21 protein-coding genes and 1 riboswitch are annotated in these 25175 nt (G+C 45.5%); of the genes, 15 read left to right on the top strand and 6 right to left on the bottom strand.

The window, feature by feature from the left end; all coding sequences use genetic code 11:
- Positions 1-51: 51 nt before the first annotated feature.
- Entirely contained in the window at positions 52-579 is a 528-nt protein-coding gene (yjgA, locus tag DA100_RS20590; protein ID WP_138973849.1) for a ribosome biogenesis factor YjgA, read from the bottom strand.
- A 108-nt stretch (positions 580-687) separates the two neighbouring features.
- On the opposite strand from yjgA, the gene pmbA reads away from it, so the two are divergent.
- Complete coding sequence (gene pmbA, locus DA100_RS20585; RefSeq protein ID WP_138973848.1) at positions 688-2031, top strand: metalloprotease PmbA; 1344 nt, start codon at positions 688-690, stop codon at positions 2029-2031.
- A gap of 58 nt (positions 2032-2089) precedes the next feature.
- Here pmbA and lysC read toward each other — a convergent pair whose 3' ends face one another.
- Positions 2090-3442, bottom strand: a complete 1353-nt coding sequence (lysC, locus tag DA100_RS20580) for a lysine-sensitive aspartokinase 3 (protein WP_138973847.1) — start codon at positions 3440-3442, stop codon at positions 2090-2092.
- A gap of 113 nt (positions 3443-3555) precedes the next feature.
- Positions 3556-3733, bottom strand: a riboswitch (Lysine riboswitch).
- A gap of 223 nt (positions 3734-3956) precedes the next feature.
- Here lysC and DA100_RS20575 point away from each other — a divergent pair.
- Positions 3957-5078, top strand: a complete 1122-nt coding sequence (locus tag DA100_RS20575; protein ID WP_138973846.1) for an alanine--glyoxylate aminotransferase family protein — start codon at positions 3957-3959, stop codon at positions 5076-5078.
- Between the two features lie 38 nt (positions 5079-5116).
- On the opposite strand, the gene DA100_RS20570 is transcribed toward DA100_RS20575, so the two are convergent.
- From DA100_RS20570 to DA100_RS20555, 4 genes are all read right to left on the bottom strand, one after another.
- A complete protein-coding gene (locus DA100_RS20570) occupies positions 5117-6892 on the bottom strand; it encodes a PglL family O-oligosaccharyltransferase (RefSeq protein WP_138973845.1) in 1776 nt (591 codons plus the stop codon).
- 69 nt (positions 6893-6961) lie between these two features.
- On the bottom strand, positions 6962-9784 hold the full coding sequence (gene uvrA / locus DA100_RS20565; protein WP_138973844.1) for an excinuclease ABC subunit UvrA: 2823 nt from the start codon (positions 9782-9784) through the stop codon (positions 6962-6964).
- A 136-nt stretch (positions 9785-9920) separates the two neighbouring features.
- Positions 9921-10796 carry a UTP--glucose-1-phosphate uridylyltransferase GalU gene (galU, locus tag DA100_RS20560; protein ID WP_138973843.1) on the bottom strand — a complete coding sequence of 292 codons (876 nt, stop codon included), beginning with the start codon at positions 10794-10796 and terminating at the stop codon, positions 9921-9923.
- A 117-nt stretch (positions 10797-10913) separates the two neighbouring features.
- Complete coding sequence (locus tag DA100_RS20555; RefSeq protein ID WP_138973842.1) at positions 10914-11567, bottom strand: response regulator transcription factor; 654 nt, start codon at positions 11565-11567, stop codon at positions 10914-10916.
- A 281-nt stretch (positions 11568-11848) separates the two neighbouring features.
- Between DA100_RS20555 and DA100_RS20550 the strand changes: the two genes are divergently transcribed.
- From DA100_RS20550 to DA100_RS20490, 13 genes are all read left to right on the top strand, one after another.
- The gene (locus DA100_RS20550; protein WP_138973841.1) at positions 11849-12382 is read left to right on the top strand and encodes a single-stranded DNA-binding protein; all 534 of its coding nucleotides are present in this window, start codon (positions 11849-11851) and stop codon (positions 12380-12382) included.
- A 170-nt stretch (positions 12383-12552) separates the two neighbouring features.
- Positions 12553-14562 carry an RNase E specificity factor CsrD gene (csrD, locus tag DA100_RS20545; RefSeq protein ID WP_138973840.1) on the top strand — a complete coding sequence of 670 codons (2010 nt, stop codon included), beginning with the start codon at positions 12553-12555 and terminating at the stop codon, positions 14560-14562.
- Positions 14563-14568: 6 nt separating this feature from the next.
- Positions 14569-16005, top strand: a complete 1437-nt coding sequence (locus DA100_RS20540; RefSeq protein WP_138973839.1) for an MSHA biogenesis protein MshI — start codon at positions 14569-14571, stop codon at positions 16003-16005.
- A complete protein-coding gene (gene gspM, locus DA100_RS20535) occupies positions 16005-16655 on the top strand; it encodes a type II secretion system protein GspM (protein ID WP_138973838.1) in 651 nt (216 codons plus the stop codon). The genes DA100_RS20540 and gspM overlap by 1 nt, the downstream gene beginning before the upstream one ends.
- On the top strand, positions 16648-16977 hold the full coding sequence (locus tag DA100_RS20530; protein ID WP_138973837.1) for an MSHA biogenesis protein MshK: 330 nt from the start codon (positions 16648-16650) through the stop codon (positions 16975-16977). The genes gspM and DA100_RS20530 overlap by 8 nt, the downstream gene beginning before the upstream one ends.
- A gap of 15 nt (positions 16978-16992) precedes the next feature.
- Positions 16993-18645 (top strand): pilus (MSHA type) biogenesis protein MshL, encoded by a 1653-nt coding sequence (mshL, locus tag DA100_RS20525; protein WP_138973836.1) that lies wholly within the window; start codon positions 16993-16995, stop codon positions 18643-18645.
- A gap of 5 nt (positions 18646-18650) precedes the next feature.
- Positions 18651-19490 carry an AAA family ATPase gene (locus DA100_RS20520; protein WP_138973835.1) on the top strand — a complete coding sequence of 280 codons (840 nt, stop codon included), beginning with the start codon at positions 18651-18653 and terminating at the stop codon, positions 19488-19490.
- Between the two features lie 3 nt (positions 19491-19493).
- Positions 19494-20540, top strand: coding sequence for a tetratricopeptide repeat protein (locus tag DA100_RS20515; RefSeq protein WP_138973834.1), 1047 nt, complete (start codon positions 19494-19496; stop codon positions 20538-20540).
- Positions 20530-22254: a GspE/PulE family protein gene (locus DA100_RS20510; RefSeq protein WP_138973833.1), complete on the top strand. Its 1725-nt coding sequence runs from the start codon at positions 20530-20532 to the stop codon at positions 22252-22254. Before DA100_RS20515 ends, DA100_RS20510 begins: the two co-directional genes overlap by 11 nt.
- 8 nt (positions 22255-22262) lie before the next feature.
- Entirely contained in the window at positions 22263-23483 is a 1221-nt protein-coding gene (locus DA100_RS20505; RefSeq protein WP_138973832.1) for a type II secretion system F family protein, read from the top strand.
- Positions 23467-23955, top strand: a complete 489-nt coding sequence (locus DA100_RS20500; RefSeq protein WP_138973831.1) for an MSHA biogenesis protein MshF — start codon at positions 23467-23469, stop codon at positions 23953-23955. The genes DA100_RS20505 and DA100_RS20500 overlap by 17 nt, the downstream gene beginning before the upstream one ends.
- A 69-nt stretch (positions 23956-24024) precedes the next feature.
- Positions 24025-24591: a prepilin-type N-terminal cleavage/methylation domain-containing protein gene (locus DA100_RS20495; RefSeq protein ID WP_138973830.1), complete on the top strand. Its 567-nt coding sequence runs from the start codon at positions 24025-24027 to the stop codon at positions 24589-24591.
- 27 nt (positions 24592-24618) lie between these two features.
- Positions 24619-25143 carry a type II secretion system protein gene (locus DA100_RS20490; RefSeq protein ID WP_138973829.1) on the top strand — a complete coding sequence of 175 codons (525 nt, stop codon included), beginning with the start codon at positions 24619-24621 and terminating at the stop codon, positions 25141-25143.
- Positions 25144-25175 lie beyond the last annotated feature (32 nt).

The raw sequence follows: 25175 nt of genomic DNA, 5'->3' as shown, positions 1-25175 counted from the left end.
AGGCCGATGGATGACATCGGCCTTTAGAGTGCGTTTAATTGCAGAGGCTAATTAGCTTGCCGCTTCATTTAATGCTTTTAACATTTGAAAAATTTCGCGAGATGCCTTTGGTGGTTTATTCGCTGATTTTTCCTTTGCTGCCTGACGCGCTAGCTGACGAAGACGCTGACGATCTGCATCGGGATATAGTTCTACTGCATCATTGATAGCAGCATCCCCTTTCTCGATGATACGGTCGCGCAACAGCTCAAGTTTGTGTAACTCTGCGGTTGCTTGAGAGTGTTTGTTTCGTACTTTATCCAGTGCAGCTTGCAGCGGCTCTGGATCTTCTAAACGCATCAGTCTACCAATGTACTGAAGCTGACGACGACGAGCTTCATTTTTGAAACGTTGCGCGTCTTTGATTGCGTCTGCAAGGTCTTCACTGAGTGGAAATTTTTCAAGCACCGAAGGTTTCAGGCTAACGAGTTCTTCACCCAATTTTTGAAGCTCGTCCATATCGCGTTTCATTTCGGTTTTACTAACCCAAATGATCTCTTCTTCCTCTTCCCATGGCGCTTTTTGATTCTTACGTGCCATCTTTCTGCCTTATTTGAACATCTATTTCTCTATTTTAACAAGAATCGTGGGGAGAAAGCGAAATTCTTGTTATTCTAATGGCAATTGATTTTGAGAAATTAAGTAAATATGGACGTAAGACAGCAAGTTGCTCAACAAAGAGTTGAGTTAGAAGCAGCAGTGGCAAAAGCGCTGGAAATGGCAGCAGAGAAATCTGATGCTGCAGAAGTGGCCATAAGCAAGACGACGGGCTTAAGTGTATCGACTCGTATGTGCGAAGTGGAGAACGTTGAGTTTAATAGCGATGGTGCTCTAGGTATTACGGTATATCGCAATCAACGCAAAGGCAGTGCGTCAACATCTGACTTGAGCGAAAAGGCGATTCAACAGACCGTACTTGCTGCGCTTGATATTGCTCAGTACACATCGGAAGATCCGTATGCAGCGCCTGCGCCTAAAGAATTGATGGTTAAAGAAATCCCAGATCTTGACCTGTTCCACCCTGATACGCCTGATCCTGATGTTGCTGCGCAAATCGCGATTGCTGCTGAGCGACAGGCTTTGTCTTACAGCGATAAGATTAAACAGAGTGATGGTGCAAGCTATGACAGCCACTACGGCTTGAAAGTTTATGGTAACAGCCACGGCCTATTGGCGAGTTATGCATCTAGCCGACACAGTACGAGCTGTTGCGTGATTGGAAAGGGGCGTAATGGCGAAATGGAACGTGATTACAGCTATACCGTCGCCCGCCATAAAGATGATTTATGGACGCCAGAAGTGGTTGGCCAGAAAGCGGCTGAGAAAACGGTCAGCCGTCTTGATGCGCAAAAAATGAAAACAGGTAAATACCCAGTTATGTTCGCTGCTGACGTTGCCACTGGATTGTTAGGGCATCTCGTGATGGCGATCAGTGGAGGCAATCTTTACCGTAAATCGTCATTCTTACTTGATCATCTTGGCAAACAGATTCTTCCTGAGTGGTTTAGTGTCTCGGAGCGCCCTCACGTTCTTCGAGGTCTTGCCTCGACGCCATTCGATAGTGAAGGGGTTTTCACTCAAGATCTTGAAATCATTACCGATGGTGTACTTGCAACATATCTTCTTACTAGTTACGCAGCACGTAAGATGAACATGACGCCGACAGGCCATGCTGGTGGCATCCATAACTGGTTTGTAAAATCGACAGGTCAGAACTTCGAGCAAATGCTGAAAGAGCTAGGCACGGGGTTATTGGTCACCGAAGTAATGGGTCAAGGCGTGAATGTTGTCACTGGCGATTACTCTCGTGGTGCTGCGGGCTTCTGGGTTGAAAACGGTGAGATTCAATATCCTGTGTCTGAAATCACCATTGCGAGCAACTTGAAAGAGATGTTTAACCAGATTGTTGCGGTGGGCAATGATGTTGAAACTCGCTCCCAAATCCAGACTGGGTCAATCTTGCTTGAATCGATGAAAGTCGCGGGCGAATAAGCTAAGCCTTTGAGCTTGAAGGGTTGGTATAGTGTGCCAACCCTTCAAGATTTTCTCGCTACTTTTCAAACAACTCCGCATGCAGTTTTTGAATAGCGAGACGTGATACGGATTCATTGACCAAGAAACATAAATTGTGCGGGCTTGCGCCGTAACAAATCATTCGTAAGTTCAAGTCCTCTAAAGTACCAAATACCTGCTTCGCGTAACCTTTACTTTCACTCATGTTATTACCGATCAGAGCGACGACACTAAGATTATGCTCAACCTCTACACTACAAAGCTCTGCCAGTTCAACACGCGCTGATTCGGGTAATTGTGGTGCGCCACCCGATGTTCCCGTTTGATCAAGAGTTAGAGAAACACTGATCTCTGATGTCGTGATGAGATCGACGGATACCTTATGCTTCGCCAGTATTTCGAATACTTTCGCCAAAAAGCCGTACGCGTGGAACATTTGGGCACTGCGCAGCGTGACCATGGTTTGGTTGTTGCGCAAAGCCAATGCACGGAATAGTGGTGAGCTTTCGACTTGATGACGTATCCAAGTGCCGCCCTTCTCTGGCTCTTTCGATGAACCGACGAAAACAGGGATATCGTGGCGCAAAGCGGGTACCAGTGTTGATGGGTGCAGGATCTTGGCACCAAAGTTCGCCATCTCTGAAGCTTCACTAAAGCTGATCTCTGGGATTGGCGATGCTTTTGGCGCGATTCGTGGATCAGTGGTGTAAATTCCTGGAACGTCTGTCCAGATTTCCAGTCCTGACGCCTCTACGGCCTCGGCAATCAATGCTGCACTGTAGTCACTGCCACCTCGGCCTAATGTCGTGGTGTTACCTTCGTCATCGGAACCGATAAAGCCTTGTGTGATCACAACAAAATCTTGGCATAGCGGAACGAGTAACTGTTTCGCTAAGGCGCTGATTTGTTCCAATACCGGTTCTGCTTTTCCAAAATGGTTGTCTGTACGAAGAACATCACGAATATCAAAACGAACCGCATTGATGCCGCGCTCTTTCATCAGTTGAGTGAGCAGATGTGTTGACATCAGCTCACCACAAGCCATGAGGTGGTCGGTAAGTTTGTGGCTAGGTTGAATCGATGCCGCTTCAGCCAAGCTAGTAATCGTATCGAGGATTGAATAAACCTCAGTCGCAGTCTGAGTTGCATCTTCTAGCTGGCTTAGAATGGCGTCGTGAATTTCAGCGAGTTCAACAAGAACTTGATTGCGTCGAGTTTGGTCTTGAACGCCGTTGGCAAGTTCAACTAATAGGTTAGTCACACCAGAACATGCGCTGCTTACAACGAGTTTGGTGTTTGGATTGTTTTCGATAATTGCAGCACAGCGGCTCATCGCCTCAAAGTTAGCGACACTTGTCCCACCAAATTTAGCTACATTAAAACTGCTCACAGCATTTCTCCCAAGGCTTCCTGAAATAAAAAATTTTGGTAGCTATACCAACATCCAATGTTTTGCTTTGATGAAGAGATTCGAGCGAAAGAGAGGTCTATATTTGAATGATTTACCTCAGAAGCTCATCATCAGACAGGGCTGATGACAGTTGCAGGGATTCAACCCTAACAACCGATAGATTCAAACCGACAATTTGAATCCATCTCGGCACTGCTCCCCCTCAAAGCGTTGTTTTGGAGTTGTGGCTCCACAACACATCTACCTGGGCAGTGCTCCTCTTCTGCAAAATAATTTGCTATGTGGCATAAATATCCACCACATAATCTGCATTGAACGTGTTTCTGTGAGTTATGTCAATGACTATCTGTAACTTTATGGCATTTATAATTTAACAAACTTGTGACACTGGTTTGACCTCAAGACTTTGGGCTAATTGCTGGTGGGGAAAATATGCATTAATGTGGTTAAGCAAAATAAATAGAATGAAAAAGTTATTCAAAAGGAGCTGCCAATGACGATTCAAAGTTTTACTCCCCCACACCGTATTCTGATGGGGCCAGGCCCTTCAGATATCTCACCACAAGTTTTACAAGCCTTGAGTCGTCCAACTGTTGGGCATTTAGATCCATTGTTTGTCGCGATGATGGACGAGCTTAAATCACTACTTAAATATGCGTTTCAGACGGAAAATGAGTTTACCATTGCCGTTTCTGCTCCGGGCAGTGCGGGAATGGAAGCCTGTTTTGTCAACTTAATCGAAGCTGGCGAGAAAGTGATTGTTTGTCGAAATGGTGTGTTTGGCGAACGTATGCGTGAAAACGTTATTCGTGCTGGTGGTGTAGCCGAAGTTGTCGATGATGAATGGGGGGCGCCTGTTTCTATCGATAAAGTCGAGCAGGCATTGAAAGCAAACCCTGATGCTAAGGTGCTAGCGTTTGTTCATGCTGAAACTTCCACAGGAGCATGCAGTGATGCAGAAGCTTTAGGTAAGCTCGCTAAGCAATATGGCGTGCTAACTATTGTTGATGCCGTGACTTCCCTTGGTGGCGTGCCACTTAAAGTGGATGAATGGCAGCTTGATGCCGTGTATTCGGGAAGTCAGAAGTGTCTCTCATGTGTACCTGGATTGTCTCCCGTGACTTTTTCACCGGCTGCTATTGAGAAGATTCAGTCACGCACGACGCCAGTGCAAAGTTGGTTCCTTGATCAAAGCTTAGTGTTGGGCTATTGGAGCGGAGAAGGTAAACGCAGTTACCCTCATACAGCGCCAGTAAATAGCTTATATGCACTTCATGAAGCATTGCTGATCCTGAAAAATGAAGGGTTGGAATCAGCATGGGCTCGTCACCGTGCTATGCACGAAAAGTTGAAACAAGGTTTGGAAAAACTTGGTTTTGAATTTGTCGTCGAGGAAAGCTCTCGCCTTCCTCAGCTCAACGCAATCTATGTTCCTCAAGGCATTGATGAAGCAAAAGTTCGTACCCACCTTCTAGACACCTACAATTTAGAGATTGGTGCAGGTCTGGGTGCTTTGGCTGGTAAAGCGTGGCGCATTGGTTTGATGGGCTATGGGGCTCGTGCTGAGAATGTAGCTCTGTGTTTACGAGCACTTGAAGAGGCTCTTACTCAGTAGCAGCCATCTGTATTTAAGGCGACCTCGGGTCGCCTTTTTTATTGCGGCTGGTTTGTTCGGTCTGCTTTTAGTGCGTCTATGTCTGGTGGAATATAGTGAACTTCGGAGAAATTTATGTCAGGGAACAAAAACTGAGCTTCGCTACGAATTTGCTCTGCTTTGATCGCTTCCCCTAAGCCCAAATATGCCAAGATCAGGTTGTTGTAAAAAGCAGGTCTAGGTTTATCTCGAATGATTTTTAGTGACCAGTCAACATAAGCTTGAATGAGTTCATCTTGCTGCGTTATCAAACCAATATTGAGAAACGTGCTGTAGATGTCCCAGTTATACCTGTCTTGCCACACCACTGGGTTAGACACCTGATTAAGAATATCAGGGTTCTTTGGTTGAGAACGCTCAAAACCTGTAAGGACATAATTGGTATGAAGAGTTGTGGTTAAGTAAAACCCAGACACGATGGGCATGACTAAACTTAAAACACGCAGCGTGCTTTGGGAGATGATACTCAACGAAGCTTGTCGATAATGACATGCGCGTTGATCAACCCAGTAGAGCAGAATGATGAATGCGATCCAGTGAATCGCCGAGTGATAAAAAGGGTATTCCAGCTGGCTGTGCAACACGATGGGCACGAATAGGGCAAACATAGCTAAACGAGTCCCTTTCTTTGCCTGATATAGGCGTGCCAGAACGAAGAGAGCAGCAAGAAGAATCGCAAGTAGCGGCAATAAGCCCCCCTCCACCCCCCAATACAAGAGTTCGTTATGTGGGTGAACCATTGAAGCTAACCCAGGTTTATAGCTGAGATTGAGTTGATGCTGGCGGGCGGTGTAAACAAGATACTCAGGCTCGAATCGACCGTAGCCATAGCCAGTAAATGGCTTTTCAATCAGCATGTCCAAAGCTTGTGGAAAGGTATATTGTCTTGGGCTTTGCAGATGCATTTTTTCAAGAGCAATTGGCTCTTGTTCTGATGGGATCGTCAAACAACTAAATCCTAGACCTACCCCCAATAAAATGGATACAGTCCAACCTATAAATCGCTTTTTAGTTGCAAAACGATAAACATAAGGAAGAACCAGCAGCGTTGATAAAAGCGCGGCTAGCCATCCTGTTCGTGAACCGAGCACGATAAGCAGTGGCACGCAAAGTAGCGGCATGAGATAGAGTAACGTTACTTCGCTAATGTGGCGTTGGTATTTGGTTGGCTGGCGAGTGAGTAAATAGCCAGAAAGAGCTAAGCCTGTAGCAAGGAAGCTCGCCATTACATTGGGTTGCTGAAAAATCCCATATGGACGATTTATTTCAGTGTCATAGCCGAAAATATTGCCCGGTTGTAGCAGAAAAAATTGAGCCCAACCGAATAGGGATTCAATAAAAACAGCAATCGTAATAAACCAGAGTAAACGTTGTTTCTGCTTATTACTGAATCGAAACTGTTGCAGGACAAAAAAGAGTAAGAAACCAGCCCAAAGCCCCGCTAACCTAATGGCGACAAGAGCGGGCTTAGACCCTGTATAAAAGATGGGCACAGTCATCATTACACAGCAAATAAATAATCCAATAGTGAGCTTGTTGTATCTTAGGTATCCCGTAGTGCCTAATTGGTATAAACCGATAGCGAGTGAAACACTGATTGCCAGCCAAGTTGTTGCGTTGAAGGACAAGGCGAGGCCTGAACCACCAGGATTCGGCATAAAAAAATGCATAGCTACGAGAAATACAAATCCTAGTGATACTAGGAAAGGCTTGATTAATGGGAGTTTAGGTGCCTTGATCTCAAGTTCTGTCCCTGTTACGTGTACCGTCGCCATAAATCATAACACCTCAAATAATAGACCAGTGATGCAAGGTCACTGGTCTATCAATCTCACAATTAGTGGTTATTTTAACATAGGTTTTAGGAATCTAGCAGTATGAGAGCCTTCGACAAGTGCCACATCTTCTGGTGTCCCTGTAGCGATAATTTCACCCCCCCCTTGACCACCTTCAGGACCGAGGTCGACAATCCAGTCGGCGGTCTTGATGACATCTAGGTTGTGTTCGATGACAACCACAGTATTGCCATGGTCACGTAAACGGTGCAATACATTCAGCAGTTGCTGAATATCATGGAAATGAAGGCCTGTCGTTGGCTCATCGAGAATGTAGAGCGTTTTCCCGGTATCTCGCTTCGAGAGTTCACGCGCCAGTTTGACTCGCTGAGCTTCGCCACCAGATAAAGTCGTGGCAGCTTGCCCTAAACGGATGTAGGAGAGTCCCACATCCATCAAGGTTTGGAGCTTACGGGCGATAACAGGAACAGGGTCGAAGAACTGGCGAGCATCCTCAACCGTCATCTCTAGCGCTTCATCAATGGTTTTTCCTTTATAGCGGACTTCTAAGGTTTCTCGGTTATAACGTTTCCCTTTGCACACATCACATGGAACATAGACATCTGGAAGGAAGTGCATTTCAACTTTAATTACCCCATCTCCCTGACAGGCTTCGCAGCGACCTCCTCGCACGTTAAAGCTGAAGCGTCCTGGTTTATAACCACGAGCACGTGATTCCTGAGTACCAGCGAATAGCTCACGTATTGGCGTAAAAATCCCAGTGTAAGTCGCTGGATTTGAACGAGGAGTTCGTCCGATAGGGCTTTGGTCAATATCAATCACCTTATCAAAATGCTCTAACCCTTTTATTTTTTTGTAGGGAGCAGGGGTTGCAGTCGTAGCTCCATTGAGTTGCGTATGAGCAATTTTAAAGAAGGTGTCGTTAATCAGGGTAGATTTACCTGACCCCGAAACCCCAGTGATACAGCTAAATAGACCCACCGGAATTTCTAGAGAAACGTCTTTCAGATTGTTACCCGATGCACCAATCAACTCGACAACTTTTTTTGGGTCTCTTGGGGTACGAGTTTGAGGTAGCGCAATCTGTTTTGCGCCACTAAGGTATTGACCTGTTAAAGAGTCTGGGTTGGCAATAATTTGCTCCATGGTACCTTCTGCCACGACGTTACCACCATGAACGCCAGCCCCTGGACCTATGTCTATGACGTGGTCAGCCATGCGGATAGCATCTTCGTCATGCTCGACAACTAATACGGTATTTCCTAGGTCACGCAGATGTGTGAGCGTTTTAAGCAGGCGTTCATTATCTCGCTGATGTAGACCAATTGAAGGTTCATCAAGAACATACATGACACCCACAAGCCCAGCGCCAATTTGGCTAGCGAGTCGAATACGCTGTGCTTCTCCCCCAGAAAGCGTTTCCGCACTGCGGGATAAGTTGAGGTAATTCAGTCCGACATTCACAAGGAACTGCAGACGGTCGTTAATCTCTTTCATTACCTTATCGGCAATTTGTGCTCTTTGTCCAGACAGGGTTAGACCTGCGAAGAACTCCAATGCTTCAGCGATACTTAACTCAACGATTTCAGGAAGGGTGGTATCACCAATAAAGACATTGCGAGCTTCCAGTCTTAGGCGGCTGCCATCACAACTTGAACATGTTTTTGTCGAAATGTATTTCGCCAGATCTTCACGGACTGCATTCGATTCAGTATCACGATAGCGACGTTCAAGGGTATTGAGAATGCCCTCAAACGGATGACGTTTCACGCGAATATCACCACGATCATTGATGTACTTAAATTCGACTTCAGTTCGACCTGAGCCAGTTAAAATAATGTCCCGGGTCTTTTTCGGCAGAGAATTAAATGGTGCGTGCAGATCGAACCCATAGTGATCTGCAAGTGATGAAAGCATCTGGAAGTAATAGTAGTTTTTCTGATCCCAACCACGAATAGCGCCCTGAGCCAAACTTAGTGAATCATCAACAATGACTCGAGCTGGGTCGAAATATTGCTGTACACCTAAACCATCACAGGTACCACACGCACCAGCTGGGTTATTGAATGAGAACAAGCGTGGTTCAAGCTCTTGCATGCTATAGCCACAATGTGGGCAGGCAAAGTTAGCTGAAAAGACAATTTCCTCACCGTCTCCATCCATTGAAGTAACCACGGCAATGCCGCCAGAGAGTTCAAGGGTAGTTTCGAACGATTCAGCCAGTCGTTGCTGAAGATCATCACGGACTTTAAAGCGGTCTACGACGACTTCAATGGTGTGTTTTTTATGCAGCTCAAGGGTCGGAGGATCGGAAAGATCACAGGTTTCTCCATCGATACGAGCTCTGATAAAACCTTGTGCCGCCAAATTCTCCAGCGTCTTGACGTGTTCGCCTTTGCGCTCTTTGACGATAGGAGCGAGTAGCATCATTTTTGAGCCAGTAGGAAGTTCTAAAACCTTGTCCACCATCTGAGAGACGGTCTGTGCCGTTAGAGGCGTTTTATGCTCTGGGCAGCGAGGTTCACCTACTCGCGCGTAAAGGAGTCTGAGGTAATCATAGACTTCCGTAATCGTACCTACGGTAGAGCGAGGGTTATGTGACGTTGATTTTTGCTCAATCGATATCGCAGGTGATAGCCCTTCGATGTGGTCGACATCGGGCTTTTCCATTAGGGATAAGAACTGACGAGCGTATGCAGAGAGTGACTCGACATATCGACGTTGACCTTCGGCATAGAGTGTATCGAAAGCTAAAGATGACTTACCGGAACCAGATAGACCAGTAATCACAATCAACTTGTCACGTGGAATCGTTAGGTTAATGTTTTTTAGGTTATGGGTGCGGGCACCACGGATTTCAATCTGATCCATCTTGCTTACTCTATGCAAAAACAAAGTCGGCTAAGTATTACATAGAGTGAGAAATGTGCAAAGAAAAATACTGGATAAAAAAACAGTAACAAAAAGGCAGCTACCGATAGCTGCCTTAATCTTTGTAACAGGCGGGTTATACGTCTTCTTTGGTGGTGTGTTGCTTACCAAGCTCAGATTTTTTTGTGTCTTTCAGATAAAGATTCTCAAAACAGTAATTTGTTGCTTCGATGTAACCCTCAACGCTTCCGCAATCGAATCGTTGACCTTTGAATTTGTAAGCCAGAACACAACCTGCTTTTGCCTGTTTAAGCAACGCATCGGTGATTTGAATCTCGCCACCTTTGCCTGGTTCGGTATTTTCAATCAGCTCAAAAATATCTGGCGTAAGAATATAACGGCCAATGATGGCTAAATTACTTGGCGCTGTTCCTGGCTCAGGTTTTTCAACCATGTCATCAACTCTGAAGATGTCGTCTTTGATCATTTCACCGGAAATCACACCATACTTGTGAGTTTCGCTTTCTGGCACTTCCTGAACGGCAACGATAGAACAGCGGAACTGCTTGAATAGGGCGACCATTTGCGCGAGAACACCTTCTTGTTCATTGACACACAGGTCATCGGCGAGTACGACGGCAAAGGGTTCGTCACCAACCAGCTCTTTACCAGTAAGGATGGCATGGCCAAGGCCTTTCATCTCACGTTGACGAATGTAAGTAAAGTTGGCGGTCTCAATAATGTCACGGATATCGATCAATAAATCTTCTTTATTGGTACCGCTGATCTGATGCTCTAGCTCATAGTTTTTATCAAAGTGATCCATGATGGAGTGTTTGCCACGTCCAGTGACGATGCACATCCCGTTCATACCTGCTTGAATCGCTTCTTCGACGCCATATTCAATCAGTGGTTTATTGACCACTGGCATCATTTCTTTTGGCATTGATTTCGTCGCTGGTAGAAAGCGTGTACCGTAACCGGCGGCCGGAAAAAGGCACTTTTTGATCATGATTAAACCTTTCAATTTTTTTTACTGAATTCCTGACTGGCGCAACAATACCATGCTTTAACTAAATAGATAATGAATACGCCAGTATTCGTATTGAATTCGTTTTAACTATGTGACTCAGTAGTTGGGATTCATATGTTGTCTAGCCCACGATGCAGCCTGAGCACGATTTTTCACACACAATTTTTTGAAGATCTTTTGCAGATGAGACTTTACGGTAAATTCACTAATAAACATATCTTCAGCAATTTGTATGTTAGACGCTCCAGAGATCAGGCAGCGTAAAATTTGCAGTTCACGAATCGTGAGATCAACCGTTGCGGGTGCGGTCTGACTGTCGACGACACTGCGATAGTAATAGAGCAGTTGTGCAGATACTTTGCTTGGCAAGCAATTCTCGCCATTGATGATATCTTTGCAGCGTTTGGCGATGTGCTCAATAGAATCCTGTTGATAGAAGAGGCCTTTAAGGTGACCAAAAGCAAGAACTTCATCGGTTGAAAGCGGATGTGTCACATTGAAAATGATCGTTTCAAATGACTTATCGGCTAGTGGAAGATCGCGAATCTGGCTTTTGAGCCTAGTATAAGCGTAGTGATCAATTAATAAAATTCGGTGTTTGTGCCGTTGAAGTGCGATAAGCAGATCATTAGGTTGCATTCGAGGTATGGTCAATTCTAACTGTTGCTCAAGCTTATCAATAAATGGATTAGTGGCAGTGACGTCTTCAGATAAAAAGTGAATGGTTCTGGTGTATATTTTTTTGTTCATTTTTTAAATCCTGTGTATTTGCATTAGTGCACACATAGAGTGCTGCAACGAAACCATCAGTGCGAATCGAGGTGTGCAGTTTGCGTTAAAATTCATGACAAAAAGTAATTCATGAATTACTCAGGAGAAGGGGAGCTGAAGAGGGGTCTAAAAAAAGACTTAGAGTTGTTTGACTTAGAGCTACGACGATACATTGTCAGTCGAGGAATTTGTCCCGAGCGTAAAGCGTGTTATCCTATTGCGCTATTTATCTATCATTACCAATTTAGACGGAGCGAAACATGGCTAGCCGTGGAGTTAACAAAGTTATTTTAGTAGGTAATCTGGGGTCAGACCCAGAAATACGTTACATGCCTAGCGGCGGTGCAGTAGCAAATATCACTATCGCAACGTCTGAATCGTGGCGCGATAAAGCGACTGGCGAACAGCGTGAGAAAACGGAATGGCACCGTGTTTCGTTATTTGGCAAACTTGCGGAAGTGGCGGGTGAGTATCTTCGTAAAGGTTCTCAAGTTTATGTTGAAGGTCAACTTCAGACGCGTAAATGGCAAGATCAAAATGGTCAAGACCGTTACACAACTGAAATCGTTGTTCAGGGCTACAATGGCGTAATGCAAATGCTTGGCGGTCGTGCTCAAGGTGGTGCTCCTGCGCAAGGTATGGGTCAATCACAGCCACAACAAAGTGGTTGGGGACAACCACAGCAACCTGCAATGCAACAACAGCCTGCATATCAGCAACAATCACAGCCACAACAAGCTCAGCCTCAATACAATGAGCCACCAATGGATTTTGATGACGACATCCCATTCTAAGTGCTTGTTATTGAAAAAAAGCCGCGCAAGTCGCGGCTTTTTTATATAGTAAATAATATCACATACGAAATCCCCCTAGTTGCTGGGTAAGGAATGCTAGCTAAGTGACTGTTTATCTATTAGCATCCTGAAAATTTGAATCATACGTTGAGAAAAGGAATTCTTTATCTATGAGGTACACGCCTACCTTAAAATTGAGTACTCGACTTGTTGCCTTTGTGACTGTCATTGTCACGAGTGCGATGTTTATTCTATTTCTTGGTGGGACACTGTCGTTTAAACAACTGGGTCAAGAGTATCTAGAGCACTCATTGAAAGGCATTGTTGAAGTTGTCGATAAAGAGATGGAAGACCCAGATGCGGCCTATTCTCTCCAGCGATGGATGCCAAAAATGCTTCAAGCCTCGAACATTGTCGAGATGGAGTTGCACTCGTCTTACGGTGTGATTTATCGATTCAAAGACACAACCTCTAAAATAGACGCTTCTCTGCTATATCAGACTCAATACACCTTGGATCGCAATGACGGCTATAGCATTCGTTTTAAAGCGGTCCCACCGTATATTGGTTATGGATACTCAATGCAAGCACTGTGGTCGATTACCTTAGCTGTTGCACTGATCGTCTTCTGTCTGCATCGTGGTCTTAAGTGGCTTAAGGATCAACTGCATGGCTCTGAACTGCTTGAAGAGCGTGGCCGAATGATATTAGCGGGTCGAGTGGAGGAGTATGCGCAAGGCGATGTCAAAGAGTGGCCTTATACTGCTAGTGAAGCACTCGATCGACTTATAGAAGAACTTCAAGATGCGCGTCAGGAGCGAAGTCGTTTTGATACCTTTATCCGCTCGCAGACCTTCTTGGATCAGTTAACGGGGGCGGCCAATCGAGTGCTATTCGATAGCAAATTGGAAGCGGCTTTGTCTGAACATGGATCCCATGGTGGCGTGTTGATCATTCGGGTAGATGACTGGGAAGTGATTCAAGTTGAGCAAAGTAAGCAGGTGGCGAACGACTTTCTCATTGAAGTGGGTGAAGGACTGAATAATGTGATACAGAGATATCCAGATGTGATCCTCTCTCGTTATTACAGTTCGGATTTTGCTATTTTTGCGCCTAATTTGTCGACTAAAGAAGTGTCAAATATGGCTGGCCATTGTTTAAAACAGTTAGCCAAACTTGATCCTCCTTCTCCTCTTGAAACCGATAATTGGGTGCATATTGGTGTCAGTATGTACCGTGAGGCAGAGAGCCAAGGGCGAATTATTGATGAAGCTGAAACAGCGTTAAAAAGTGCACAATTGCAAGGCATCAATACTTGGAGTCGTTTTCAAAAACACATTGAAGCAGACGAAGAACGAGGCAGTGTCCGTTGGCGAACTTTGTTTGATGTGGTGCTAAAGCCTGAGAACCTGTACATATTCTCCCAGCCTTGCTATCTCCTGAACCAGCAGCAAGATAAGAAAGTTGACCATTATGAGCTGTTTGCACGCATTAATGACCCAGATAAGGGAGTGATTAAGGCGTCGCGATTTAATTCAGCGATAGAATCAGTGGGCTACGAAGCTCGACTTGATACGGCGACAATCACGACAATTAGGCGCTACCTCGCTCAGTCAAACGATTCAGCAACTTACGCCATCAATTTGCATGTTGTTCCATTTGCCGACCGAGGTTACTTCAAGTGGTTCAGAGATGAACTCCTGCAATTGCCGTCGGAGCAAAGAGCGAGGCTAATATTTGAATTTGCTGAAGCTCGTTTGGTTAAGCATCTGGATTACATGCGTCCAGTGAGCAAGATGATTGCCGGTTTAGGGTGCCAAGTGGCAGTAGGGCAAGCTGGCCGTTCAATCGTCAGTACCCATTACCTTAAAGAGCTACCTGTCAGTTACTTGAAGCTCCATCGAAGTTTAATTAAAAAGATCGATCAACGGCATGAAAACCAGTTGTTTGTCCGCAGTCTAATGGGGGCGTGTGATGGACTTAAAACTCAGGTAATCGCCGTTGGTGTCGATAATAAGCAAGAACATAAAACGATTTTAGATTTGGGCGTGCACGGTATACAGGGTCGCTACTTATGTGCTGAGAAACAGATGCTGCCACTTGCAGCTAGCAGCATGAATGTCAGTCCATCTTCGAACAAAGTACAAGCTGGTCGGCGCAATCGCTGGAGAAGAACATAGAGCAGAATGAACATTCAATCACTGATTAGCAAATTTAAGCGCAGTAAAGAAACGGCAAAGCGTCTGAGCGTTGTTGTTCAGCCGAGTGCACTCTATTTTTCATCATTGCCTGGTGTAGAGTTAGCATTGTCGGTTCCTTATCAGGGCTCTACGTGGCATGAAACATTATTGGATGCTTTGCGAGATGCGAATGTGTCTGAGGTTGTGCTTGATGTCGTGCTCGACTCCAACCTGTACCAAACCTACCAGATAGAAAAGCCAAGTGTTCCAGAAAACGAACTTGCTGGGGCTTTGCCATTCTTACTCAAAGATCTTGTTAGCGAACGAGTGACCGATATTGTGGCAGACGCTGTGGCTCTGCCTAACAGCAATAAACTGCAAGTCTATGTATTTTCGCGCAGTGCAGTAGTCAACTTATATCACGGTCTCAAATCACTCAACATAGAGTTGTCGAGAATTATGGTTGAGGACGAAGTCTGGGGGCATGCGAGTGAGAATAAAAACTTCTTATTACTTCAACGCAGCAGGCAAAGTCAGTTCAGAGTCAGTGCATTTGTGGAGTCGCAATGTGCATTCCAACGTACAATACGAGGCATTGCCTCACCATTGACGGGCGTTGCAAGTAGCATCTTACAGCTAGATGGTATCGCACTAGAGTTGCAACGTTCGATTGATTACCTTTCGTCACAGTTACGCACTGTTTCTCTGCACCAAATGTACATCTGTTGTGATGATGAAGAGCAGCAGCAAATCGTTGACGCTTTAAACGACACGCTTAGTGTAAAAGTCTCGCAGCTGTCGGAGTTGGGACAGCAATCCGGAGAAATTCTGGTTGGAATTGTTCAAAATTTACAAAATGCACAGATCAACCTGTTCCCTGAAGAGTTCAAAACGAAGCAAGACTATTTCACCCTACGCAATATTGTGCTCATCTGGGGAGTGTTAAGTGCCTTTCTTTTGCTCAGCAGTGCCGCATTGGTGTACCAGAAAATTCAGTTAACTCAAGAACTGCAATTATACCGGTCACAAGTCGCAGAGTTTGAAAAACAAACCGCGGTGTTGAACCAACGCCTTAGTCAGCATAAACCGACCCCTGCCAAAGTTGCTGCGGTAGCAAGGTTAAAGCTAGAAATAGAAGCGAAACGAAACTCTCTCAAAGCGGTCAGCGAGTTTGATGAAACTCAGCAAGTTGGTTATTCCGGTGTGATGCGTTCTTTGGCGGCTTTAGGTCGCAACGATATCTCGTTGAGTGAGATCTCCATTGATGCCGTCACGCTTGATTTGGTTGGTTTAGCCAGAAATCCGCAAGCGATCCCTAATTGGGTCAATCAATTCAAATCTGAGTTAGACCTCGTAGGAAGGACGTTTGAAAAACTCAAAATAGGTCGCAATGAACAAGGCATTATCACGTTTGAACTAAAGACGACTCAGGAGCGCGAATAATGCAGCAGTATTGGCAACAGTGGCAAGACAAGTTTGCTCAGTTAAGTCAGCGGGAGAAATGGCTGGTCGCTCTATGTGGCGTCGTGGCGTTTGGACTAGGAATATATGTTGTATTGGTTGAGCCGATCTTAAAAAACAATCAAGCGGTGATGAAACAGATCACTGCCACTAAGCTCGATGCACAACGTTTAGAGGCCGACATATTATTAATGACGGCTAAACTTAAAAAGGATCCAGACCAAGAACTCAATCTGGAGTTCAAGCGTTTGATGTCTGAAAGCCAGAGTTTATCTGAGCAACTTGCAGAGATCGTTGAGAATCTGATTTCACCGAGCGAGATGGCGCTACTGCTAGAAGATGTCTTATCAGAGACAAAAGGTTTAAAGCTGGTCGCGCTCGAATCAATGCAAGCTGAGCCAATAGTAAGTAATGAACAATCAGAAATCCTGTCCAGTTACTACTTACATCCAGTCAGACTCGAAGTGACGGGGAACTATTTTGCCATCGTTGAGTATTTAGATACGCTAGAGAACTTACCGATGAAATACTACTGGCGAAGCTTTCGATACACGGTTGAAGCGTATCCTGAAGCCCGTTTAGTGCTTGAAGTGTATACCCTAGGTTCCAGACAGGAGTTTATTGGTGGATAGAAAGTGGCTGTTTGCAGTATTCATGCTTATTTCAACGACTGTTTGGTCAGCACAAGATCCGACGGCACCTCTGGGTTGGGAAGCTCAACGGCCTGCGGGTGAGAAACCGAAGCAAAAGGTGCGACCACCCCTACCGGAGCTTCAAGCTATCGTCTGTTCTGGTGAGCAAGATTGTTTAGCGACTCTTGCTGGTCAGGTAAGAGGGATGGGGGAGAAAATTAATGGCTACCGAATTAATCAAGTTCAGTCAGATGCTGTCATTTTGTCTCGCGGTGAACAGCAATGGAAATTAGAACTCTTTTCTATGGAAATTAAACAGTAAGGTCAGTGGAAACATATGCGTAAACTCGCTATCGCAATTACGATTACATCTATATTGGCTGGTTGCTCCATGGGACATCGCGATCCGATAGAAGCGAAAAGCACTCTCAATCAAGCGATCAATGAGCAAAATAGCCGCAGCCTTGAAACTCTGCCACCTTCTGTTGAGGCTGACTTGATGCCGGAACTTGCCAATGACGACATAACAGAAAGCAAGACCATAAAACGCTTTCGAATCAAGGCTAATGGCGTCGAAGCAAAAGCTTTTTTTACCAGCTTGGTTAAAGGAACGGAATTTAGCGCCGCTATCCACCCCAAGGTGACAGGTTCTATCACAGTTAATCTGAGTGATGTTTCTCTTGATGAGGTGCTATCGGTAGTTCAAGACATGTATGGCTACGAAGTGACTAAGTCAGGTAACGTAATTCAGGTTTATCCTGCGGGGTTACGAACGGTGACTATTCCGGTTGATTACTTACAGTTCAAGCGTTCTGGTCGTTCACTTACCTCGATTTCAACCGGTACGATTACGAATGCCGATAACAGTTCGTCGAACAACTCATCCAATTCTAATTCAAACTCGAACTCATCTAGCAGTAACTCGACTAACTCGACTCGAGGTGGGACGGAGATTGAAACGACTAACGAAAGTGATTTTTGGCCTCAATTAGAAAGTGCGGTTTCACAACTTATTGGTTCTGGTAATGGACAAGGTGTTGTGGTGAGCCCTCAGGCGAGTGTGATTACCGTCAGAGCTTATCCTGATGAGATTAGAGAAATTCGCAACTTCTTAATGGTCTCCCAGCAACGTATGCACCGACAAGTTATTTTGGAAGCAAAGATTTTGGAAGTGACCTTGAGTGATGGCTATCAACAAGGAATAAACTGGTCGAAAGCCTTTACATCAAACGGGACGAATTACACTTTAGGTCAGGGCTCTACGGTCAAAGACTCGAATGGTTTGCCTTTTCCTTTGCCCGGCTTAGATACGATAGGCACCTTGTTAGGCGGTCAGTCTAATTTGGTTATTTCGAGCGGTAGCTTTGAAGCCGTATTGAGCTTTATGGCAACGCAAGGTGATCTGAATGTTCTTTCAAGCCCTCGGGTGACGGCCTCCAACAACCAGAAAGCGGTTATCAAAGTAGGCACGGACAGTTATTTTGTCACTGATTTCTCAGCAAATACGGATTCGAACAGTTCGACATCGAATACCACAACAGACATAGAGCTAACTCCTTTCTTCTCCGGTATTTCGTTAGATGTCACTCCGCAGATTGATGACCAAGGTAATGTGTTATTGCACGTTCATCCTGCTGTTATTGATGTGACTCAAGAGCAGAAAGAAATTGATTACGGTTCGAGACGACTAACCTTGCCATTAGCAACAAGCTCGATTCGAGAATCGGATTCGGTGATTCGTGCTCAAGATGGCGATGTCGTAGTGATTGGTGGCTTAATGAAGTCGAACACGGTTGAGCAAGTGTCAAAAGTGCCATTTTTAGGTGATGTACCCGCATTAGGGCATCTGTTCCGCAATACGACTCAACTGACGCAAAAAACCGAATTGGTGATTCTTTTGAAGCCATCAGTCGTTGGTATCAACACTTGGCAAAAAGAGCTGGAACGTTCTAGGGATTTGCTGCAAGAGTGGTTCCCTGACGGGCAGTAGTATATATGTACCTCGAACACTTTGGTTTTGAGCACTTGCCGTTTCACCTCACTCCAGACACAGACTTGTTTTTGGGGTTAGAGCCTCATTATGAGGCGATTCAGACAGTCATGGCGGCACTGGCCATGGGGGAAGGGCTAATCAAAGTGACAGGGGAAGTGGGCACAGGTAAAACCATGATATGTCGAGTCATGGCAAAGCTGTTTGAACCCCATATCCAATTGGTATTTGTACCTAATCCCGCTTTGGATGGAGAGCAGTTGCGAAAGGCGGTCGCCAGTGAACTGGGTATCGATAATAGTGAGTCAGCATCGATTGTTGATGATATTCAGGGGCGTCTGATTGAGCTGACGGCGCAAGGCAAGCAGGTTGTTGTGTTGATTGATGAAGCACAAGCTCTTAGTGATGATGCTTTGGAAGTGCTGAGGTTGTTCGGCAATCTAGAAACTGAACGGTGTAAGCTGTTGCAAACAGTAATATTTGGTCAGCCTGAATTGGATGAACGTCTGTCACAGCATCATTTACGTCAGTTTCGCCAGCGGATTACTTTTAGTGCCCAGTTACGCGGACTGACTCTTGACGAGACCGTGGCTTACATTGACAACCGACTAAGCAAAGTTGGTGGTCAAACTTCTCTATTTTCTCTCAATCATAAGAAGGCTATCTGGCGAGCAAGCAAAGGTTATCCAAGATTGATTAATCAAATCTGCCATAAAGCACTGCTGTTGGCTTGCAGTCAACAGCTAGCAATTGTCACTAATCGACAACTATTTGCTGCCATTCATGACACTTATGACAGTTGTAAACCTAAATTTAAGAGCCCGCTATTGTGGGGGTGGAGTTAAATCATGAGTGCAATTAATAACGCGCTTGCCAAGTTAGCTAAAGAGTCACCATCGAAAGTGACACTTACCAAAGCTGATATCGCCCCAGTGAAACAACGTCCTGTTTTACCTTGGGTGGTAGGAAGTTTTGCGCTGAGTTTAGCGGTTGGTGGCTGGGCAATATCTCAGCATGCACCGATGAGCGATCGACTTGATACCATCGAATTTGCGAGCGAGCAAATTGAGGTTGCTTCACCCACTCAGAAAGTGACGCCCAATCACTCTGCCCTGTATCGGACGGATCGCCAAGATAAGCCGTCACAGCCAGCTATAGAAACACAAAAGGTGAGCAAAAAAACGCCACATCCACAGCAAGCTTCGACTGTTTTGCTAGCTCAAAATAAAATGACAAGCAACCAAGCATCTCAAGTTAAACAGGCTCAATTGGGCGAAGTGGTCATTGAGCAAGTCGATTTAACGCCACAGCAGTTGTCGGATAAAGCACAACAGCGTGCAAAAAAAGCACTGGATGGCAACAATCTATCAGAAGCACTCAATCATTATAGTGATGCATTGCGTTATACACCGGCCGATGCCTCAGTCAGAAAACGCTTATCTGCGCTTTACTATGGCAAAGGAGAAGTAAGAAAAGCCGCTGAAATTTTGCAAAAAGGTATCGCCCTCAACCCAGAGGATGTTGATTTACGCTTAGCTTTGGCAAGAATGCTGATGAAAGAGCAGCAGAACGGCGTGGCTTTAACGGTACTCAGTGCCCTACCAAAATCTGTCTCAGTGGAGTACTTAGCTTTACGTGCTGCTTTAGCGCAAAAAGAAAAGCAAGATGAGATGGCTCTGCAAAGTTACCAGCAGTTAGTTGCCATCGAGCCTGATAGTGCTCGCTGGTGGTTAGGACTGGCTATTCAACAAGAGCGAGCTTTTGATTTAGCATCGGCAAAAAGCGCCTACCATCAAGCGTTGACTAAGCTTGGACTCTCTAGCCAGTCGCAGCAATTTATCCGAGACCGACTAACTCTGATTAGCAGTTTAGAGGAATCCAGCAGTGAAAATTAAATTAAGAAAGCGCTTGGGTGATTTGCTAGTCGAAGAGGGCATTATCACTGAACAACAAGTTGAGCAGGCGCTAAATGCACAGCAATCAACGGGTCGAAAGTTAGGTGCGACATTAATCGAGTTAGGATTCTTAAGTGAGCATCAGATGCTGACATTTTTGTCTCAGCAACTTGATATTCCCTTGATCGATCTCAGTCGAGCCAATGTCGATATCGATGCGGTCCAACTTCTGCCTGAAGTGCACGCTCGCCGTTTACGGGCATTGGTCATTGGTCGTCAAATGGATACCTTGCGAGTCGCAATGAGCGATCCTGCCGACCTGTTTGCTCAGGAGGCGCTACTCGGTCAATTATCGCAATACGCGATCGAGTTTGTTATCGCACCAGAAAAACAACTGGTGGACGGGTTTGACCGCTACTATCGCCGAACTAAAGAAATTGCTTCGTTTGCAGAGCAGTTACAGGCGGAGCATCAGGTAACCGAAGCCTTCGATTTTAATATTGAAGGTGAAGACAGTGACGAAGTGACAGTGGTTAAGTTGATCAATTCACTGTTTGAAGATGCCATCCAAGTGGGAGCATCGGACATCCACATTGAACCAGATTCGAATGTTCTGCGTCTACGCCAGCGTATCGATGGTGTCTTGCATGAAACATTGCTCAATGAGGTCAACATTGCCTCGGCGTTAGTGCTGCGTCTAAAACTAATGGCTAACTTAGATATTTCTGAAAAGCGTTTGCCGCAGGATGGACGCTTTAATATCCGAGCCAAAGGGCAATCGGTGGACATTCGTATGTCTACTATGCCAGTGCAATACGGTGAGTCGGTGGTTATGCGTCTCCTCAATCAGTCTTCTGGCGTGAGAAAACTAGAAGAGTCAGGTTTGCCCGATGATCTACTCGTCAGGTTAAGGCGTCAATTGCGTCGACCTCACGGCATGATATTAGTGACTGGCCCAACTGGTTCGGGAAAAACAACGACTCTGTATGGTGCACTCAATGAACTCAATGAGCCAGGCAAAAAAATCATTACTGCTGAAGATCCCGTTGAATACAGATTACCGCGAGTCAATCAGGTTCAGGTTAATCCTAAGATAGACCTCGATTTCTCTACTGTGTTGAGAACATTTCTACGTCAAGACCCTGATATCATCTTGGTCGGTGAGATGCGTGATCAGGAAACGGTCGAAATTGGCCTTCGTGCAGCACTTACTGGGCATTTAGTGCTAAGTACATTGCATACCAATGATGCGGTCGATAGTGCGCTACGAATGATGGACATGGGGGCGCCAGGCTATCTTGTTGCGAGTGCTGTTCGTGCGGTCGTCGCTCAGCGATTGGTGCGAAAAGTATGCCCTGATTGTAAAACGGAAGATGAGCTTGATGCGGCAGACAAGCAATGGATCGCTCAACGCTTCCCTAATCAGGTTGAAAGTCATTTTGTTAAAGGCCGTGGTTGCCAAAACTGTAACCTAACGGGTTACAGAGGGCGTATTGGTGTATTTGAAATGCTTGAGCTTGAGCAAGATATGATGGATATGCTGCGCGCAAATGATGCCGTAGGCTTTTCACGCGTGGCGCGTAACGCACCCAACTACAAACCGTTGCTTGCTTCTGCCATGGAGTTAGCTTTGCAAGGCATTGTCAGTTTGAGTGAAGTGAAGACCTTGGGAGAAGGTGACTCTTCAGGTTCTGCACAGGCGATCTACATCTAGGAATCACTATGCCACATTTTCGATATCAAGGCAGACACTCAGATGGTTCAGCGACGTCTGGAACGATAGAAGCACCGACTCAGGATGCGGTTGCCGAACAGTTGTTGAATAAGGGAATCATTCCGACCCGTATTCAGGCTGGCGGTGGTCAGGCTGCGTTCAATATTGATGTCAAATCGTTACTCACTCCAACGATCCCTTTGGAAGTGCTGGTCATTTTCTGTCGTCAGCTATACAGCTTAACTAAAGCCGGAGTTCCCTTGCTGCGCTCGATGAAAGGGTTGAGTCAAAATAGCGCCAACAAGCAACTTCAGCAAGCGCTTGAAGCGGTCACTCAAGAGCTAACCAACGGTCACAGCTTGTCGAATTCAATGCAGATGTATCCTAAAGTGTTTAGCTCACTGTTTGTCTCTATGGTCCATGTCGGGGAGAACACAGGTCGTCTTGATCAGGCCTTGTTGCAACTGGCGAACTACTATGAGCAGGAAGTTGAAACACGTAAGCGTATTAAAACAGCGATGCGTTACCCGACGTTTGTGATCAGTTTTATTGTGGTCGCGATGTTTATTCTCAACGTTAAAGTGATCCCTCAGTTTACCAGTATGTTCGCTCGCTTCGGTGTCGATCTGCCACTGCCAACACGAATCCTCATTTCAACGTCAGAATTCTTTGTTAACTATTGGTTGGTTCTGGTCGCTATCATGATAGGTGCCTTATTTGCCCTGAAAGCTTGGATCGGGACTGCCAATGGTCGTGAGCAGTGGGATAAGTTTCGCTTGAGAATGCCTGTGGTCGGAGAGTTGATCAATCGAGCTCAACTGTCACGATTTTCAAGAACCTTTGCCTTGATGCTTAAGGCGGGGGTACCGCTTAATCAATCATTGGCTTTATCTGCGGAAGCGTTAGGAAATCGATTTCTAGAAAACCGACTTCTTGAGATGAAATCCTCCATTGAAGCGGGCAGCCCTATATCATCGACAGCAATTAATAGCGGCATCTTTACACCATTGGTTATTCAGATGATTTCTGTCGGCGAGGAGACGGGGCGAATAGACGAACTACTACTAGAAGTAGCTGACTTCTATGACAGAGAAGTGGACTATGACCTAAAAACACTAACAGCACGCATCGAGCCGATATTGTTGGTGATTGTCGCCAGTATGGTGTTAGTGCTTGCGCTGGGTATCTTCCTGCCGATGTGGGGCATGCTTGATGCTATTAAGGGTTAATGCGGCACTGTTCCTTCAGCGCTCAAGATTAATCACTTGGTTGCTGGTGGTGATGGTTCTGACTCTCAGCTTACTACTCGCGTGGCAGAATGTAGAAGTTAAGGCCAACGATTCTGCTTTTTTGCTGGCGACGCAAAGAGTGATTGAACGAGCGAGTTACTTTAAGCAGCAGTGGTTATTGGCAAAGAGAAATACGCCGTTAGAGGTTGATGGTAGGGTGTTGAACTACACTAATAGTGGGTGGATTGAACCGCTTGATAGTGACCGACAGAATAGCTGTATTTTTTGGTTTGAGGTTCTATACCCAGAGAAAGAAATCCTAGGTAAAGAGCCATGGAAGATAGTCGATGATTCAATAGGCACCAGCTACAGTTGTAGCTATTTTTATCAGCAAGGTAGAGTGTTCACTATCAATCTGATCGGTAACAAGTTTTCTGCTAAAGTTGGATTCTTAGCTGAGTCTCATAATTGAAGTTTGGCTTCTAGCAGAAGTAAGAAAATTCCGTATAATACGGTGTACTAAATAGTAGGTTATTAATTTATGGCTAACAAACAGTCTGGTTTTTCATTGGTTGAGTTGGTCGTGGTCATTGTCGTGGTAGGTTTACTTGCCGTGGCGGCGTTACCGCGCTTTTTAGACGTGACTGATGAAGCAAAAAAAGCCAGTGTTGAAGGTGTTGCTGGCGGATATGCGACGGGCGTGTTATCGGCTAGAGCTCAGTGGGAAGCAGAGGCGAGACCCTCGGTGACCATTGATGGTACAACACGTAATACAGTGAACTATGACGGTGTTGATTTTTGGCTTACAAGTTCTGACCAATCTGGTGGGGATTTTAGAGATGGCTATCCGTATGCCATCAACAACGGTGACAATAGTTTTCCTGCCGGACTGACCAATGATATTTGTATCGAACTCATGTCTAACCTACTTCAGAATCCGCCAAGAGTGGGCACAACTGCTCAAGCTGAGGCCGATTCAAATATTAAGTATTCAGCTCAGGCTGATGACGGGGCTTCAACTTGCACCTATATTCAGCAAGAGGGTAATAGCGAAAATCAGTTTGTTTATGAAATTGAAACGGGTCGTGTGACCGTAACTCTGCAGTAATGCGCTATAAAATAGAGAGATAGAACGATGAAAAGACAAGGCGGTTTCACCCTTATTGAACTTGTGGTAGTCATTGTTATTTTGGGTATTCTTGCCGTCACTGCGGCACCACGTTTTTTGAACTTACAAGGCGATGCACGACAAGCATCACTAGAAGGTCTGCGAGGAGCAATCGCGGGTTCTATGGGCATCTCATACGGTCGTGCCGCGATCAATGGTATTGAACGTAACCAATACTCGCCATGGGTTGATGATGCGAATCCTGGTACGGTGATTGGTGGAATAGCACATGATTTTGGCTATCCAACGGCGGTTAACAATGCGGCTGCCAACCTAGGCGGCATTGTGCAAACCTTGGACTTGTCAGCTGAGTTTGTTGTTTTAGATTCAGCTCAGGATGACGTAACAAATCAAGCTAATGACTGGATTGAACTTGGCTTAACAGGGTTTACTGAGCAATGTGTTCGTTATGTAGCAGCTACCAATGCTGATACTCCAGCGACGGTAGCTTTAGTAGGAGGTGCCGGATTCTGTGGAGTGGCAGCTAACTAATTAATTTGAAAGGCCAGCTCCGCTGGCCTTTC

Origin of the sequence: Vibrio sp. Hep-1b-8 (assembly GCF_006124995.1) — a bacterium.
Lineage (GTDB): Bacteria > Pseudomonadota > Gammaproteobacteria > Enterobacterales > Vibrionaceae > Vibrio.
This window is presented reverse-complemented; position numbering and strand designations above follow the sequence as displayed.